Source organism: Terribacillus sp. AE2B 122 (assembly GCF_902497585.1).
Taxonomy (GTDB): domain Bacteria; phylum Bacillota; class Bacilli; order Bacillales; family Amphibacillaceae; genus Terribacillus; species Terribacillus saccharophilus_A.
The window spans coordinates 19,865-35,435 of record NZ_LR700945.1 but is presented as its reverse complement, the minus strand read 5'-3'; the positions used below and the strand labels follow the sequence as shown (position 1 = coordinate 35,435).

17 protein-coding genes are annotated in these 15,571 nt (G+C 41.4%); 3 read left to right on the top strand and 14 right to left on the bottom strand.

Annotation, left to right across the window (positions count from 1 at the left end):
* Positions 1-2: 2 nt before the first annotated feature.
* Entirely contained in the window at positions 3-488 is a 486-nt protein-coding gene (locus AE2B122_RS11065) for a GNAT family N-acetyltransferase (protein ID WP_175074119.1), read from the bottom strand.
* A gap of 168 nt (positions 489-656) precedes the next feature.
* Between AE2B122_RS11065 and AE2B122_RS11060 the strand changes: the two genes are divergently transcribed.
* From AE2B122_RS11060 to AE2B122_RS11050, 3 genes are read left to right on the top strand one after another with little or no spacing between them, the layout of a single operon-like run.
* On the top strand, positions 657-989 hold the full coding sequence (locus AE2B122_RS11060) for a PadR family transcriptional regulator (RefSeq protein ID WP_095233285.1): 333 nt from the start codon (positions 657-659) through the stop codon (positions 987-989).
* Entirely contained in the window at positions 989-1,486 is a 498-nt protein-coding gene (locus AE2B122_RS11055; RefSeq protein WP_095233284.1) for a hypothetical protein, read from the top strand. Before AE2B122_RS11060 ends, AE2B122_RS11055 begins: the two co-directional genes overlap by 1 nt.
* Complete coding sequence (locus AE2B122_RS11050; RefSeq protein ID WP_254593483.1) at positions 1,487-2,908, top strand: serine hydrolase; 1,422 nt, start codon at positions 1,487-1,489, stop codon at positions 2,906-2,908.
* 46 nt (positions 2,909-2,954) lie between these two features.
* Here the strand turns inward: AE2B122_RS11050 and AE2B122_RS11045 are convergent, their stop codons facing one another.
* The 13 genes from AE2B122_RS11045 to AE2B122_RS10985 all read right to left on the bottom strand — a co-directional run bounded on the left by AE2B122_RS11045 (position 2,955) and on the right by AE2B122_RS10985 (position 15,554).
* Positions 2,955-4,016 carry a DUF2332 domain-containing protein gene (locus AE2B122_RS11045; protein WP_254593482.1) on the bottom strand — a complete coding sequence of 354 codons (1,062 nt, stop codon included), beginning with the start codon at positions 4,014-4,016 and terminating at the stop codon, positions 2,955-2,957.
* Between the two features lie 123 nt (positions 4,017-4,139).
* Entirely contained in the window at positions 4,140-4,508 is a 369-nt protein-coding gene (locus tag AE2B122_RS11040; RefSeq protein ID WP_095230865.1) for a VOC family protein, read from the bottom strand.
* A 30-nt stretch (positions 4,509-4,538) separates the two neighbouring features.
* Entirely contained in the window at positions 4,539-4,985 is a 447-nt protein-coding gene (locus AE2B122_RS11035) for a DinB family protein (RefSeq protein ID WP_175074118.1), read from the bottom strand.
* Between the two features lie 799 nt (positions 4,986-5,784).
* Positions 5,785-6,270 carry a hypothetical protein gene (locus AE2B122_RS11030; protein ID WP_175074117.1) on the bottom strand — a complete coding sequence of 162 codons (486 nt, stop codon included), beginning with the start codon at positions 6,268-6,270 and terminating at the stop codon, positions 5,785-5,787.
* A complete protein-coding gene (locus tag AE2B122_RS11025; RefSeq protein ID WP_175074116.1) occupies positions 6,251-7,081 on the bottom strand; it encodes a DUF3100 domain-containing protein in 831 nt (276 codons plus the stop codon). Before AE2B122_RS11025 ends, AE2B122_RS11030 begins: the two co-directional genes overlap by 20 nt.
* Entirely contained in the window at positions 7,065-8,360 is a 1,296-nt protein-coding gene (locus tag AE2B122_RS11020; RefSeq protein ID WP_254593481.1) for a M20/M25/M40 family metallo-hydrolase, read from the bottom strand. The genes AE2B122_RS11025 and AE2B122_RS11020 overlap by 17 nt, the downstream gene beginning before the upstream one ends.
* A 285-nt stretch (positions 8,361-8,645) precedes the next feature.
* Positions 8,646-9,185, bottom strand: coding sequence for a PadR family transcriptional regulator (locus AE2B122_RS11015; RefSeq protein ID WP_175074115.1), 540 nt, complete (start codon positions 9,183-9,185; stop codon positions 8,646-8,648).
* Between the two features lie 42 nt (positions 9,186-9,227).
* Positions 9,228-10,409, bottom strand: coding sequence for a YhgE/Pip domain-containing protein (locus AE2B122_RS11010; RefSeq protein ID WP_175074114.1), 1,182 nt, complete (start codon positions 10,407-10,409; stop codon positions 9,228-9,230).
* A gap of 214 nt (positions 10,410-10,623) precedes the next feature.
* On the bottom strand, positions 10,624-11,769 hold the full coding sequence (locus AE2B122_RS11005; RefSeq protein ID WP_175074113.1) for a family 43 glycosylhydrolase: 1,146 nt from the start codon (positions 11,767-11,769) through the stop codon (positions 10,624-10,626).
* 18 nt (positions 11,770-11,787) lie between these two features.
* Positions 11,788-12,573, bottom strand: coding sequence for an HAD-IIA family hydrolase (locus tag AE2B122_RS11000; protein WP_095218931.1), 786 nt, complete (start codon positions 12,571-12,573; stop codon positions 11,788-11,790).
* 22 nt (positions 12,574-12,595) lie between these two features.
* The gene (locus tag AE2B122_RS10995; RefSeq protein WP_095218932.1) at positions 12,596-12,853 is read right to left on the bottom strand and encodes a DUF6171 family protein; all 258 of its coding nucleotides are present in this window, start codon (positions 12,851-12,853) and stop codon (positions 12,596-12,598) included.
* Positions 12,850-14,064 carry a sn-glycerol-1-phosphate dehydrogenase gene (locus AE2B122_RS10990; protein WP_175074112.1) on the bottom strand — a complete coding sequence of 405 codons (1,215 nt, stop codon included), beginning with the start codon at positions 14,062-14,064 and terminating at the stop codon, positions 12,850-12,852. The genes AE2B122_RS10995 and AE2B122_RS10990 overlap by 4 nt, the downstream gene beginning before the upstream one ends.
* Positions 14,064-15,554 carry an alpha-N-arabinofuranosidase gene (locus tag AE2B122_RS10985; protein WP_175074111.1) on the bottom strand — a complete coding sequence of 497 codons (1,491 nt, stop codon included), beginning with the start codon at positions 15,552-15,554 and terminating at the stop codon, positions 14,064-14,066. The genes AE2B122_RS10990 and AE2B122_RS10985 overlap by 1 nt, the downstream gene beginning before the upstream one ends.
* Between the last annotated feature and the right edge of the window lie 17 nt (positions 15,555-15,571).

Genomic DNA, 15,571 nt, shown 5'->3' with positions numbered 1-15,571 from the left:
TTTTATCTTTTGACTGGAACCTCTAATGGATAGCTCATCACAATAAGCATCCCTTTCGAACCCATAACCCGACGGCCCGTATCCTGATAACCAAACTTCGTATAAAGCTTACGAGCAAATTCATTTGCTACATTCACCGCAAGTACTATCTCATCTATGTGCGGAAATTGAAGCTGTACAAATTCGGGTAGCCGCTGCATTGCAGCTTTTCCGTATCCTTTTCCGAGTTCATGATATTCAGTGGATAAAGTGCGTAGCAGTATTGCTTTGAGATTATCTGAATATGGCTGTACGCCTTCCTGTTCATGCAAAGCGAAATAAACTACAAGGCGATCATTTTCTATACCTAAGATAGCATGACGATTCGGTTCCGCCTTACATAAGGGGATACTTTTGGATGGATGTGCAGTAAAACGAAGCTGTTCTTCTGATAGTACATAGGCATCAACCAAGCTTGCATGTGTTTCTTGAAAGCGAATTAGTTTCATATTGTTTCCCCCTTTCAGTAAATTTGATGAACTAAATTTAAACTGTAAAGCAAAAATGCGCAATAATTTTGAATAATAAGAATAAAAAGCGGAATTCGGTAAAGTTATTTGTATTAAATTTACAATTATATACTTGATTGAAGTATATAACTGAATTAATCTTATATCATGAACAAAACAAGTTTACTCAAAGGTCACTTAGAAATGTGTGTATTATCGATTTTAAAGAAGAAAAAGAGCTATGGATATGAAATTATGAAAGAATTGGAGAAATACGATTTAAAGCTGAAAGGAGTAAGCAGCATTTACCCTATTCTTAATAAATTGAAGGAACAGCAATGGGTTGTTGTCAGCAGTGAAATTACCGATAGCGGTAAAGCGCGTATCTACTACACGATAAATCACCAAGGCGAAAAACATCTACAAAGGATCATCGGAGACTGGCAAGAACTTCAGACCAATATAAGGGCTTTACTCACGAATAATGAGGAGGGATTATAATGGGTGTGGAATTTCCACAGAAAGAAAAGGAGTATATGAAGAAGGTAACCCAGGAATTGATCACTAGCAAGGCAACACAGGAACAAATCTATACTATAGAGCAACAGCTTCGGGAGCATATGGAGGAATCCAGATTGCAGGGTATAGACCCATTTGAAGACTTGGAAACACCTGCTGAATTTGTTAGAGAATATCTAGAAATAAATGAAGTTCAGTATCCTCATCAACAAAGAGGAACTTTGTCAAAGAAGCATTATATGATGGGATTCTTGTATTTTACAGTGACCTATCTAATTTCCCAGCTTATTTTAACAATGTTCCTCACTCAAACATTCAGTCCCTCATACCAAAATGCTGACTTTGACTACAATATCTTGTACAGCATTTCAGATAATCTATGGTGGAATACTACACTTATCATGATTAGTTTGCTATCAGCACTAATCATCACATCTCTTGTTGGCTTATACAGTTATCGCAGGGTGAAAAGGACCTAAATGATGAAGCATACTCTCCTTTGCTTACTTCTAATTGCCTGCTGCACGCTCTTTTCAAACCCCATTCAAGCAGAAACGAAGACAGAATCCAGATTGACAGATTATCTGGAGAAGTATCTTAAAAAGGAAAGAATTCCAGGCGCATCTATTTCCATTGTAAGTAAAGGCAAGACAGTTTATGAGTATGCGTGGGGTACCACTGGCGAAGATGAAGATAATGTTACCCCAAAAACACCCTTTGCTCTAGGTTCCATCAGTAAATCTTTCACTGGTCTTGCAATCGCAAAATTAGTCGATGAAAAAAAGCTTACTCTTGATGATCCTATAAGTAATTACCTTCCGTCGTTGCAGCTCAATGGAGCTGAAAGCAAGATAACTATACAGCATTTGCTGACACATACAAGCGGCATAAGCAGCTATGACGGGTTAAAAATCGCTGATTTAGGTATTGAAGAACAAATTGAACTAAAGACAATCGTTCAAAAGCTGTCCAGTATATCACTCACACATGATCCAGGTTCCGTTCATCAGTATAGTGCTGCTAATTATTTAATTCTGGGAGCGATCATAGAAGAAATTTCAGCTCAGAAATTTGCGGATTATATGGAAAAGCAAATTTTCTTCCCGTTACAAATGACACATACCGCAGCTGATGTGGATATGGCCAATCGTACTGGTTATCACACAGGGTATCAATCCTGGTTCGGCTTTCCTGCTAAAAGTAAACTCCCATATGACAACAGCGGTGCTCCATACAGCACCCTCACATCCAGCGCGGAAGATATGAGCCAACTCATCTTATTACTTTCTGGCAGACGTAATGATACTTTTGAAACATCTGTTTTAAATAGATACACAGAAAGACTTTACGAGAGAAAATCCGAAGACTATTACGGTTATGGACTTCGGCACACGAAGCTTGATTCAGGAAAAGACATCGTTTGGCATTCTGGATCCACTCCTGATGCACATGCAGAATTGTTTTATATCCCAGAAGAAGATTGGGGAGCTGTCATTCTAACCAATAAGAATCACATTCTTGAAGAATCCTCCTTGCCTTTACTCAAACAAGGTATTATTGACATCATGCATGGCAATGAGCCTGAGAAAATACCTAGTTACTTTCCAACCTCACAATTGATATTAGGTCTTATTGTAACTGGACTCTTTCGCTGGACTATTATCTTGATAGTAAAAAGGAAGAAGCTCAAGAAGAGAAAGACTATGCTAATGATAGGCGTCCTCTCTTTAATGATTGGAGCAATTCTAATACCTTTTTTGATCTATACTATGCAGTCACCATGGCACAGCATCTCAGCATTCGCTCCGGATATCGCCTTCCTGACAGTAATAACTGTACTATTACTAGCAATAAGCGGCATGCTTTGTTTCCTGAACTATTTTCGCAGAGCCACTAACTAGTACTCTAAAAGTAAAGAGCACAAATTGTGTGCTCTTACTTTAATTTTTAGTTCATAAGCCATGTGAAATATCTGCCGTGACTTTCTGTCTCTGCTATCGTAGCAAAATGTCCTTTACCATTTTCATAATAGTCCAAATGAAGCTTATCATCTTGGATATTATTGTAGATATGATAAACATCTCTTGTTTCCCCAATCAATTCGACCTTTCGTAGCAAATACTTCTTATCTTCAATGGACATTTGATTCGCAACATGCGTATGGTAGATGCAAATTGTTTGAGTCGATGGGATATCCTCTACATAGTGATCTAATAATTCCAACCCATCGCCCTCTATTAAGGTCAACTTATTCTGCAGCACATACTCTGTTGCTTGTTTGAATATCACTACTCTGTCCTCATGCTCCGGCCAGATGAGTGATCTGAGCCATAATTTTTCCTCTTCATCATGTAAATTTACGATATTCAAATCGAACCCTATTCGCAGACCTACTTTTGGGGATTGATTAGCCATCTCAGGAAACTTATCACCATTTACACCTACTACGATTCTTAACTTTGAATCGTTGTTACCATACCATTTGTTATTACCATATGAGTATGCATAATGATCCCATAGCAACTGGAAGCCTGCACTAGTTCCGATTTCAATCAATGCCAGCGGCTTATTGATATTCTCATAAATTGCAGAGAAAACTGGATAAAGATAACCACAACGCCTTACCTCATTGGTTTGGACAAGTCTCACCTTTAACAAATATGTTATTTCATCTTTATAACAAAGACAAAACTCTTTGAATTTAGGATAGGCTTCCTTTGGATTTTTAGGTTGATTGACTATGCTGGGGTAGTATTCCTTTAAAGGATGATTCTTACCTTTCAATAAAAGATAGTGCACAGATCCAAAAAATAGGTTAGGGATAGGTTGACCAGAACGTGCATATTGACATAACTCTAATAATTCCATATCACTTGATACGCCCCTTGCTAATGCAACATAAAGAGGACTGGAACCTTGACATTCGTTCTCTGAAAAATCAATAAATGTTTTTGCAATGTCTTCATGGCTTTTCATTCTACCTCTCCCTTTCTTCTTTGGTTTCTTCATACACTTCTCTTCTACTCTCTCACTCTAAAACCCTCTCATAAAAAAAGAGCATATTAATATACGCTCTTTGCTCACATAATAGTAATGCTTCCCATTAAAAGATCCCTTTCTATTCTATGAAACTTACGAGGTTACCCGAACATAATATCCATCAGGATCCACTATGCGAAAATCAAGTTTCCCCCATGGCTGAGAAGCAATTGCAGATTCAATAAAGTCTGGATATATACGATTTATCTTGTTAAATACCAATTCCACGTCGTTTACAGGGAGAATCAGTTCTACGCCCTTTCCTTTCTTGGATTCTGCCATAGCGGCAAAATAGTGATTACTACCTAGCACAGATTCATCTGTCAGCAAAAGTGAAGTGCCATCTTCATCCTTAAAGACTGCTCTTTTCTCGTTATAATCCACACAAGCTTTTCCAAACAAACAACGATAGAAAACAATAGATGCAGATAGCTTATGTACGAACAGTTCAGTATGAAACATACTAATCACCACCACATATTTTTTGTACTATCAGAACAATGGTCCCTTGAATCCATTCAACTTGGCAATAACTCCAATCTGACCAGCATGATACGCTTCATGAGAATAGACATGATGGAACAGCCAGCGTATCGTCGGTTCAGATGGGGGTTTCCATCCATCTGAGAAGTCAGGAACATCTACCAGCTTGTCCCAGTCATTTGCTTGTAAAGATTGCAGAACTTGATCAGTTTCTTTCCTGATTTGGAGATACTGTGCTAACGGATTCTGATCACTTCCCGATAATCTGCTTTCTTCACTCAGTCCAATCTGAAATACCCAATAATCCTCCGTTTGAGCCATATGTTCGATTACCCAGGAAATAGTATTATGGTAGGCATCGGCATTCCATTGCTGCGGAGAGAGTTTCTGCAAATAAGGAATTAGAATCTTTCTGACATCATTTCGATAAGTAAATATGAAAACAACTCCTTCCATGAAGGGTACCTATCAATTTATATAGAATATTCTATCAACATAAACAATATTTGGAAAGGATGAGACATTGGTAGATCTCTTCGGAAATAAACTAGAGCTGATGGAGTTTTCCAAGGAAAAAGAAACAATTGCTTAAATGGAAAAGGTCGTATTCTTTTTGTCGCTCTTTCGTTTAGGATAATAAATAAAAGCTGTCGAAATTTTCCGGCAGCCTTAAAAACAAAAAGTTATATTAATGCATTAATGAGGCTCTCAGACTACTAATGTCATTTTCCAAATAACCCTTCAAACAAGTTAACGTATATACCCAGCCTTCTTTTTGTCCTAGCATCTTTCTTACTATATCAGGGTCGCCTTCCTTAAACCCTGATTCAACCACTTCAATGACTGAACTTGTATCATCCAATTCTTTCAGTGTAATGGTAACAACTGTTTTTTCATTGGACTCTTCTCCCCATGAAAAACGATTTTCCTATCTTCTTCGACTTCCAGAACTTCTATAGTTACTTCTGCTATCATATTTTAATGTAACAGTCGTGCAGTCGTGCCTTCCTTCCATACTTCGGAACTCGACGAAAACCAGAAGTTGCCTATCTTAACGGGATCTACTATAGGATTATATACCACACTAGCTGGCTTATATTTTCATTTTCGAAGTTACTTGGGTATCCATTAAAACCAACTCGCCTTCGCATTTTATTTCTTCCATTATATCCTTCTAGAGATACGCTGATAGCATGTCAAAAGAGCTCCTATCTCATTCTTCAAGCATAATAAAAAAGCTGGAGGTTACCCCAGCTCATTTATTGGCCAAAAATAGCCCTAACTCTGACAATAGGGCACTGCCGACATAAGTTCCGGTAAAGACAAACACTGCGACAATACCGACTTTCCAGGATGTCTTGCGCAAATCAACTAATCGGTCTACTACCGAGATTCCCGCAAAAGTTAAGATAGGTGTTGTAATAGCAAGAAAGTCCACATAACCAATTGCTTCTACAAAGAAATCGAAGAACATGCACAGAACAAGGGATGTAACTGCAACCCAGCCAAGCATCGGAAATTCCTGTAGTATTTTTATTGGCGTTTTTTTCATCAAATCAGATAGCAGCACACCAATCATCGAGAATAGCCATAGAGTTAATAAACCCATAATTGTCATCCATTCGACTGGCGTAGATGCAGGATCCTTCAACAGCTTGATTTGCTGCGTAAATAGAATCAGAGCCGTACTAAGCAGGATGACTAATCCATATTTAAAATATTTATTCAGCTGCACGGACATCCGCTGGCACCTCCGGTTGTTTTTTCGTTTTTGTCAGTCTGTTGTACAAGAAACGCTGCAATGGTACTGCAAGGAACACCATTGTGAAAGTTCCGAGGAAACTTGTAAGCAGCTGGCTTGCTGCGGCATAACCGAGGATGGTGCTTTCCATTTCTGGAACTCTCTCTATTAATGTGGCAGATGAAGCGGTCATCATACTCGCGGAACCAACTCCGGATGCCATTGCCAATGCTTCTACACGGAAACCAATATCAAGCATAATCGGTGCAATCAAACTAAAGAAAATGGTACCGAAAAGCGTACCGATAATATAAAGAGACAGAACTCCCTGCCCTTCCTTTGATTCAAGTGTGTATTTCTCCGATATGTATGCAAGCTCCCCTTCCCGGCCAAGACCGAGCGTCGCTCCAATAGCTTCTCGCCGCAATCCGATAAGCAATGCCACTGGTAAACCAAATAACACAGTCCCGAGATTTCCAAGTTCCTGAGCAATGAATACCCATCCGACATTGAGGATTTCCCTCAGCTGCGGTGCAACATCAGCACCGTACCTTGCCATTAGCGGCAGCATGATGAAAATCAAATATTTGCTGGAGAATTGCACATTCGCTTTGCTGTATATTTTTTTCAAGAAACCTTTCCGAATGACTGGCAAGCCGAGAATCATCGTAATAAGAATTGCGAAAGCAAGCGGTAGCAGGGAAACAGAGAATGCTCCGAATGATAGGGATTGTGTCCCAATCATTTCTGCTGCGGTAATAACAATAAGTGCGAAGACAAGTAGAATTACATAATTACGCTTCAATTCCATGCTCCTCCTTTTGTTCTAAAATAGATTGAATCAACTGCACATACTCCTCATAGGACCTTTTGTACAGCTTGCTTCTATCAATCTTGCCATTCAGCTTGTCCAGCACCTGAAACAGGAATTTCGGAAAGATATCATAGATATATTCCGGATCGACATCGATGAAATCATCACCATGAATCGTCCCTGTAAACCCACTATAGCCAATTTGGATACACGGCATCATATAGGACAAATCTCCAATATCGCCCGCTGCACTGATGCTGTTATCCTCCCAAATATCCTCAATCTGTTCCTCTTCTTCATAAGCTGCTTTCACAAACGACGATAAATAACGATCCTGTTGAAACGGTAAATAGCCCATTTGCGTATCAATTTCTACTTCACCCTGTAGCGCCAACGCACTGCCTTGTGCTGCAGCATCCAATCTTTTTGCGACAGTTTGCATATATGGTGTCGATAGCGTACGTAAATCAGTCCCTACTTTTATCTGATTCGGTATGACGTTCGTCGACATATCCGATTCCATTATAATTGGGTTTAGACGGACTTTTTCCTTCTCATCCAGCTGCTGCCGCCCAAGACTGATTGCGGTGTGGAACAACGTAGACATGTTATAGGCATTGACCGATGAAAATGGGTCGAACCCAGCATGTGTTGACTTTCCTTTAAAGGTGTAACGCTTATATAAGAATCCCGCCAAATCACAATCAATTTCAATAGTACGTTTCGAAAATTCCCCGCCCATCGCATGCACACAGATGCTCACATCAATATCATCAAACACACCAAGCTTCATCGCTTCCGGCTTTCCACCATAATGTGAGATGACTCCCTTCTGTATCAGCTCATCACGAAAAGCAAGATCTAAATATTCTTCTGCAGGAACGAAAATAAAACTGATTGTATAATCGAATTGTTCATATGCTTTTGATTCGACTAGCTGGCGATAAAGAGCTAGTGCGATGGCCACCTGCGTGTAATGTCCACAGTTATGAGCAGCTCCTGTTTCCGAGTCTGCCCGGAAATGCGACGGTGCATAGACGGCATCCAATTCAGCCAAAAAGGCAATATGTATAGGCTTTCCTTCACCAAGTGTTGTTCGCAAACCAGTTGTGCTGAATTTTTGAATAGTACATTCTGGATTATATTTCTTTAGATAATCAATGACTGCCTGTTTCGTATGTTCCTCTTTGTAGCCTAATTCAGGATTCTCATAAATAGATTCACCAAGCTTTTTAATTTCCTCGTAATGTGTACTGGACAGAAATCCCGCCTCCACTCACTAAATATTTTAATAATTATGATTAATTTAACTATTTATATCGTACTAAGTCAATAGTAAAAATGTAATTTACTAAGCAAAAACCGAACTATATAGTTAATTAACTAAATAAAATTCGTTTATGTTCGGTTTTTCTATTTTTAGAGAAGGTGAAACTCGGAGCTACTTATAATTTTATTTGTTTAATTTTCCAGCCTCTTGCGACTATTTGATTTCTTAATCCGTTCACAAAAAAATACACCGCGAAAGCCCTGGGCTTCTGCGGTGTATTTCAAACAATATTTAAAAATCCCCTTGTTTAACTCGCTTGATTAACTCTTCCAACCAATGAATGGTATGTTCCGTTCTTGTTGTTACATAGCCACTCATAAAATCAATGAATTTTTCTTTATCTTCATCTTTTTGGACAAGCTTATCGAAGGTTTTGATTTGCTCCCAGCGATCTGTAATTCTTTCTAGCTTATCTTCTAGAATACTGACTACTTTATCACGCTCAACATATTTAATATTAGCTAAGCAAACGACCATGTCGCTTATCTTATCTGCATTCTTCATGACTTTATAGATCTTTTTCGGCAGCTCTTCGCGACCCTTTGCTGTAATCTGAAATACTTGCTTATCGGGGCGATGTTCTTCTTTTATGATTTCCACTGCTTCAATTAATCCTTGCTTAGCTAAGGAATCGAAGTGATAGTAAAGCTTGCTTTCTGTCAGCCCGCCAAGTTGATCTAATGGGATAGGCTCGGACAGCTGTTTTTTAAGTTTGTAAGGATAGTTTTTATCCTCCATCAGTTTGCTGAGTATGAAAATTTGAATGGACATCCTCTTTGCTCCCTCAAGCAGAATGATTCTATTATATCAAATTTAAACTGTCACTTTAATAGCTTCTGTTTCTTCGTTGCTAATTCCGCCTTCTGCCGCCTTCGGTTTGTGAAGGAAAACAACAATGATGATGTTAATCAGCATTGCAGCAGCACCTACCGCAACCATTGACCAGATAAATGGACTCGGGCTTGTGCTTCCAAACAGATTAGCAAAGTATGCTTGCACAGAGTAATACATTGGTGAGATATGGCTCATCCATTCATATGGCGCGTACATCATATCACGTGTGATGGTAGCACCATTTGCTAATGTCTGCATCAACAAGATTGGCAAGTTTAGAATCATACCACCTTGGCCAAGCAAGAAGATGAAGATTGCTGTGAAGTTGAAGCACACCATATAGTTCAAAATTTGCTGACCTAGCATACCGAAGAACAAATCACCGCTAGGGTCATTCACTAGATAGACAATTCCTGTCGCAACCAATGCAGCAAACACTGCAATCAACAATGCCGTAAGCTGGACATATAGGAATAGGCGCGTTCTGCTTGCTTTTCCTTGGCTTTCTTTAAATGCACCTACTAATTGCATCCCACCGATCATTGCACCAACATAACCTGCCATTGTCAAGAACATAGGCAACATATTGTTGTTCATACCATCCGGCATTTCGTTGATCGTTACAACGTTACCTTGGTAGGCTGTTTCAATTTGGTCACTAAGTGCTGCAGCTTGATCCTCCGGTACGTTGAAGTTCATCAATACACCTTCAGCTGTCTGCTGCGAGAACTGAGCACTTAATTGATTATTAATCTGTCCAACTACTGAACTCATCGTAGAGGAAACAGTCGTTGCACCTGCTTCATTAATCGTAAAGTCGATACTAGAAGAAGCTTCTCCGCTTTGTACATTCTCGGAGAAATTTTCTGGAATATGGACAACTAGTGCCAAATCGTTTTTCTCTAAGTCATCTAACGCTTGCTTATTCGTCAAATCCGTTTCGATATCCTTGAAAGGCAGATTTTCTGACAGCTGGTCTGCGATTGTAGTACCAACTTCACCAGCATCATCATTTACGATAGCAACCTTTAGTTGATCAACATTTCCCGGTATCGCCGAATAACCAGGGAGGAATATTCCAAGCATGAAGACAGCATATAGAATACCCATGAAAATAGCGCCGATAGCTCCTTTAGATTTTAAGAACTGTGTAAATTTCATATTTGCATCCTTCCTTAAGTAAGAGAGTATTTTAGTTTATTTAGAGTACTCAAATTAGAGTACTTTTGTTAGAGCAATTAATATCTTATTTCACTTTCCAGCTAAAGTCAACAAAGATTTTCTTCCTTCTCTTGACGCAATCCGGATAAATCCTTTTCCTCTTCACATAATGGACACAAAAAAGATCCTTATACAGTTGTATAAGGATCTTCGTTTACTCAATTATTATTGTTGCTTTTACCTTGCTCAAATCTTTAAGTCTATACCCTGGTTCACCGAAATACGGCATCTCATCCTTCCAGAAGAAACGTTGGATGCGAGCATGGCGGTTCGGATCGTATAGTGGGTTTCCTTCAATTTCCTTATAAGATCTAGCATGATAGACAAGCAAATCAAAGCCTTCCTCTGTCGCTGTAAAGCTATTATGACCAGGTCCATAAAGACCGGTATTCTCCGAGCTTGTCAGCACAGGATCTGGCAGCTTTGTCCATGATGCAGGATCAAGCAGGTCAGCATTTTCATCTGCATATAGTAGACCCATTGCATAGCGATCATCCGTTGCACTGGCAGAGAATGTCAGGAATACTTTTTCGTGGCGATGCAGGAATGCTGGGCCTTCGTTAACGTCGAAACCGTCAGTCTCCCATGGATGCTCAGGTTTTGCCAGCAGCACTTGCTCACCTTTTATCTCCCAAGGATTTTTCATTTCGGCAATATAAAGATTGGAGATTGTATCGTTCTCTGTTTTCTGAGCCCAAACAAGATATCGTCTACCTTGATGCTCGAACGTTGTGGCATCCAATGAGAAGCTTTGGAAATCTGTATTGATTGCTCCCTTTTCCGTCCACTCATCAGAAAACGGATCACCTGTACACTCCAGCACATATGGACGTATTGCCCACACATCCTCTTTATCTCCTGCCGCAAAATGTATGTACCATTTCCCATCTATATAGTGCAGCTCCGGAGCCCAAATATGCTCTGACAATATGCCAGATTCACGTGCTTCCCAAACCGTATGTTCCTTTGCCTCACGCAAACCTTCCAATGTCTTAGCGCGGCGCAGGACTATTCTGTCATACTTAGGATAGGAACCTGTAAAATAGTAGAATCCATCCTCTGCTTTCAGAATATACGGATCAGCACGCTGCTCGATGAACGGTTCTGGGAAATCATCCGTTTCAATCTCTCCTTCAAATTCATATGTTCCAGCTTCACTGAGATCCGGCAGATTGGGCCAGCTTACGCGGTATGCTGCTTGCACGCCTTCGTCAATAAATACGTCGACTGTCTTCGGAAGCTCTACATGCTCTCCTTGCTTCACGCGAACTTCTATATGTTCGACATCAATTGTTTTCATCGTATCTCCTCCATATTCTTAAGTGAATGGAAGTTCCTTGATGGATGGCAGAATCAGATCTGGCTTGATACTAGAAATATCTGCCTGTTCTTTTGTTGTATTTCCTGTGAGCACTAATGCTGTCTTTAGGCCGAACATAGCACCCATAGCGATGTCGGAGGTCAGACTGTCTCCAACAATCATTGTCTTTTCTGGTTCACTGCCCGCTTGCTGCATTACCTTTTGATACATGAAATGTGATGGCTTGCCGACGATAATATCGGTTTTCTTGCCTGTTGACGCTTCTATTGCTCCAATCAATCCACCAACATCCAGCTGTAAACCATCTTTTCCCGGGAAAACAGGATCCTGATTGGTTGCAAGAATCCTAGCGCCATGGATGACAGCCCGAAAAGCCTGGTTCAGATCCTGATAGGTAACACCTGTGTGCAAGGAAATCACGAGCCAATCAGCATCTTCCGGTTCTTTAGCAAGTGTCAAACCAGCTTCAGTAAGCTCATCCCGTAAGCCTTCTTCCCCGAGCACCCATACAGGCAGTTTAGGATAATGGGTCTGCAGATAATCAGCTGCAAGGTAGGAGGATAAAATAATATCTTCCTTTTCCCACTGGATACCCTGCTCCCTAAAATATGATGCGATCTGATTTCGAGAATGTGTGCCTCGATTACTCAGCCCAATCACTCGTTTACCCGCTTCCTGCAAGGTCCGGATCGTTTCAGCAGCCCCATCAACTAACGTAAAATCCTTCCATACCGTTCCGTCCAAATCGAATAGAATGCTATCTAATGCCTGATAGTAAGCCATAACTATCGCCTCCTTGCTTAGATTATACCTGCTGCCAGCGATTTCCGTCAGGATCTGGGCAGCGTTTATCCGGAAGGGAGGCTCGGAACGCAACAAAACAGCCGCAACGCGCACAAGTATGATCTGCTGAAAGCGATGGACAATTTGAACAGATTGCTAAACGAGCAGACACTGTGCTTTTTTCAGCCAAAATAGGTTCCAATGCTAATTGATCTGCAACAAGTGCTGTCACTTCCTCCACTGTATAACTTTTCTTTTGCAGACAAGTCCGGCAAGTCATCGAGTGCCGATCCGATCCTGCGGTGGGTAGCTGATCTGTTCTTTCTTAAATTGATTGATAAGAAGCAGACCAGTGCAGCGATCACGCAAATGATACGCTTCATTCAAGCTGTCCTGTACAAGCTCTGAACCTATCCCAATTTCCTCAGCAGAAGCAGGTGCTCCGACCTGGTACAAATAATATTGCAGTGCTTCCGGCGTCGGCAGTGCAGCAATCAATAAACTGATTTCTTCCCAATTCTCCAGTAATCTTGCCGCATAATCTCCATTTGCTTCAGAAGGATCAAACTGCTCAATCCAGTTTTTGTACAATTCCGTAATGATGCTGCAAGCAACACCAACTTTAGCTCCATGAAGAAGCTGCCGTTTATCTGTTTCAAGCAAATGCATCTCCCAATAGTGGGACAAATGATGCTCTGCTCCTGAAGCAGGTCGGGAGAAATCCAACACCTGCATGACAAGACCAGATTCGATTAATGCTTCCATTAAAATTCGTATTCCCGCTTCATCCGCCTTGGCAATTTCTTCGACATGATCGACACAAGTGTCCAGCGAATGTCGTGTCATTTTGGCAGCCAATGCATTATAGGCTTCTCCTCCAACTCTTGCGGAGATTTCCCAATCAAGCAGTGAAGTGAACTTTCCTAAAATATCTCCGAAGCCAGCGGCTGTAAGTGACTTAGGAGCTGCACATAACACATCCAAGTCGGCAAACACTGCCACCGGAGCAGCTGTCTGAATCGTCTGCTTCACTCCCCGCAGGATCAGTGGCGCTCCTTTGGAGGTAAAACCATCGACTGATGCTGCTGTTGGAATTGACACGAATGGAATAGAAAGCTTCTGGCTGCAGAAACGTGTGATATCATGAATCGTTCCAGACCCTACTGCCAACAGGACATCTGTATCTGCCGGTGTTTCAACAAGCACCTGTACAAGCGAAGCTTCATCGGCGTTCACTTGACCGTGATGATTCGCTAAAAGTTCAATCGTCTGAATTTGGATGTTCTCTCTTTCAAGCAGCGCTGCCAGTTTGTCCCCTGCGGCTGCTCTAGTCTGAGCATCCATAACAAGGACAGCTTTGCTCAAGCCCTTCTCATTCAAGTAAGCTCCAATTGATGAGAGTGCTCCAGCTTCCACTTGCAAGCGGGGAAAAGTGTCCGAACTTATCCCGTATTCATCTGCTAATGCCAGCATATCTGCCGATAACTGCATCAGGCACCCTCCTCGATTGTCAAAACCGTTACGCTCATTGGCGGTAAAGTAACTTGTAATCCGCCATCCTGCTCGGCGAAATTCGTAAACGGTACTACCTCCACGTCATCAGGCGCATCGAACGTATTACGGGCATCTTTCTTATCTGATGTGAGAATTTTGCCGCTTACAGTTCCGAGTGTTGCACCGCGAAGCTCTGTATCTACTGTAACCTCATTTGTGTGATCCAGATTACAGAAGCTAACATGAATCTTGCCGTCTTTTCCTCTGGATACAGAAGTACTGACAGTTGGATAAGCCAATTCACCATGCTTTATTTCATCTGATTCCAGATGAGACGAAAGACGTTCCGCATCTTGATGCACTTGATACAAATCAAATACATGATACGTCGGTGTCTTGATCATTTCCTGTCCTTCTGTCAGGATCATCGCCTGCAATACGTTGACTGTTTGTGCAATATTCGCCATCTGAACTCGTTCGCTATGGTTATTGAAAATATTGAGTGAAGCACCAGCTACGAGAGCATCACGGATTGTATTTTGCTGATACAGGAAGCCTGGGTTAGTGCCAGGTTCCACGTCGAACCAAGTTCCCCACTCATCAATGATCAGTCCAACGCGTTTCTCAGGATCGTATTTATCCATGATAGTGCCGTGCTTCTCAATCAATTCTTCGATGTGAAGTGCACGCTTCAGCGTCAGATGCCATTCGTCTTCGGAAAAATCAGTAGCAGAGCCCTTACCAAGCCAGAAATCTCCCGGAATCGTGTAATAATGAAGGCTTAATCCGTCCATCATCGGTGCTGCTTCTTGCATGAGTATCTCTGTCCACTTGTAATCGTCGATATTGGCTCCGCCTGCAATCTTATACAGTTTGTTGTCGCCGTAATTGCGTACATACGTCTGATAGCGACGATAGAGATCTGCATAATATTCCGGCCGCATATTTCCACCGCAGCCCCAGTTCTCATTACCAACACCGAAATACGTCAGCTTCCACGGCTCCTGGCGACCGTTCTCCTGGCGCCAAGTCGTCATCGGTGATTCGCCATCGAATGTCATGTACTCGACCCACTCAGACATTTCCTGGACGGTTCCGCTGCCAACGTTTCCGCAAATGTATGGCTCTGCTCCGAGCAGCTCGCAAAGCGTGAAGAACTCATGTGTTCCGAAATGGTTGTTCTCCACAACTCCTCCCCAATGGGTATTGACCATACGCTTGCGCTCTTCACGAGGGCCAACTCCATCTTTCCAGTGATATTCATCTGCAAAACAACCACCAGGCCAGCGTAGTACCGGGATGTTCAGCTTTTGGAGTGCCTCCAGTACATCGTTGCGGATGCCTTTAGTATTCGGTATGGAAGAATCCTCTCCGACCCAGATTCCTTCATATATTCCTCTACCAAGATGCTCCGCGAAATGACCGTATATGTTTTTATTTATTATCCCTTCTGTGACATCAGCTTGAATGATCAATTTTGTTGACATGCTTATCGCTCCAATCT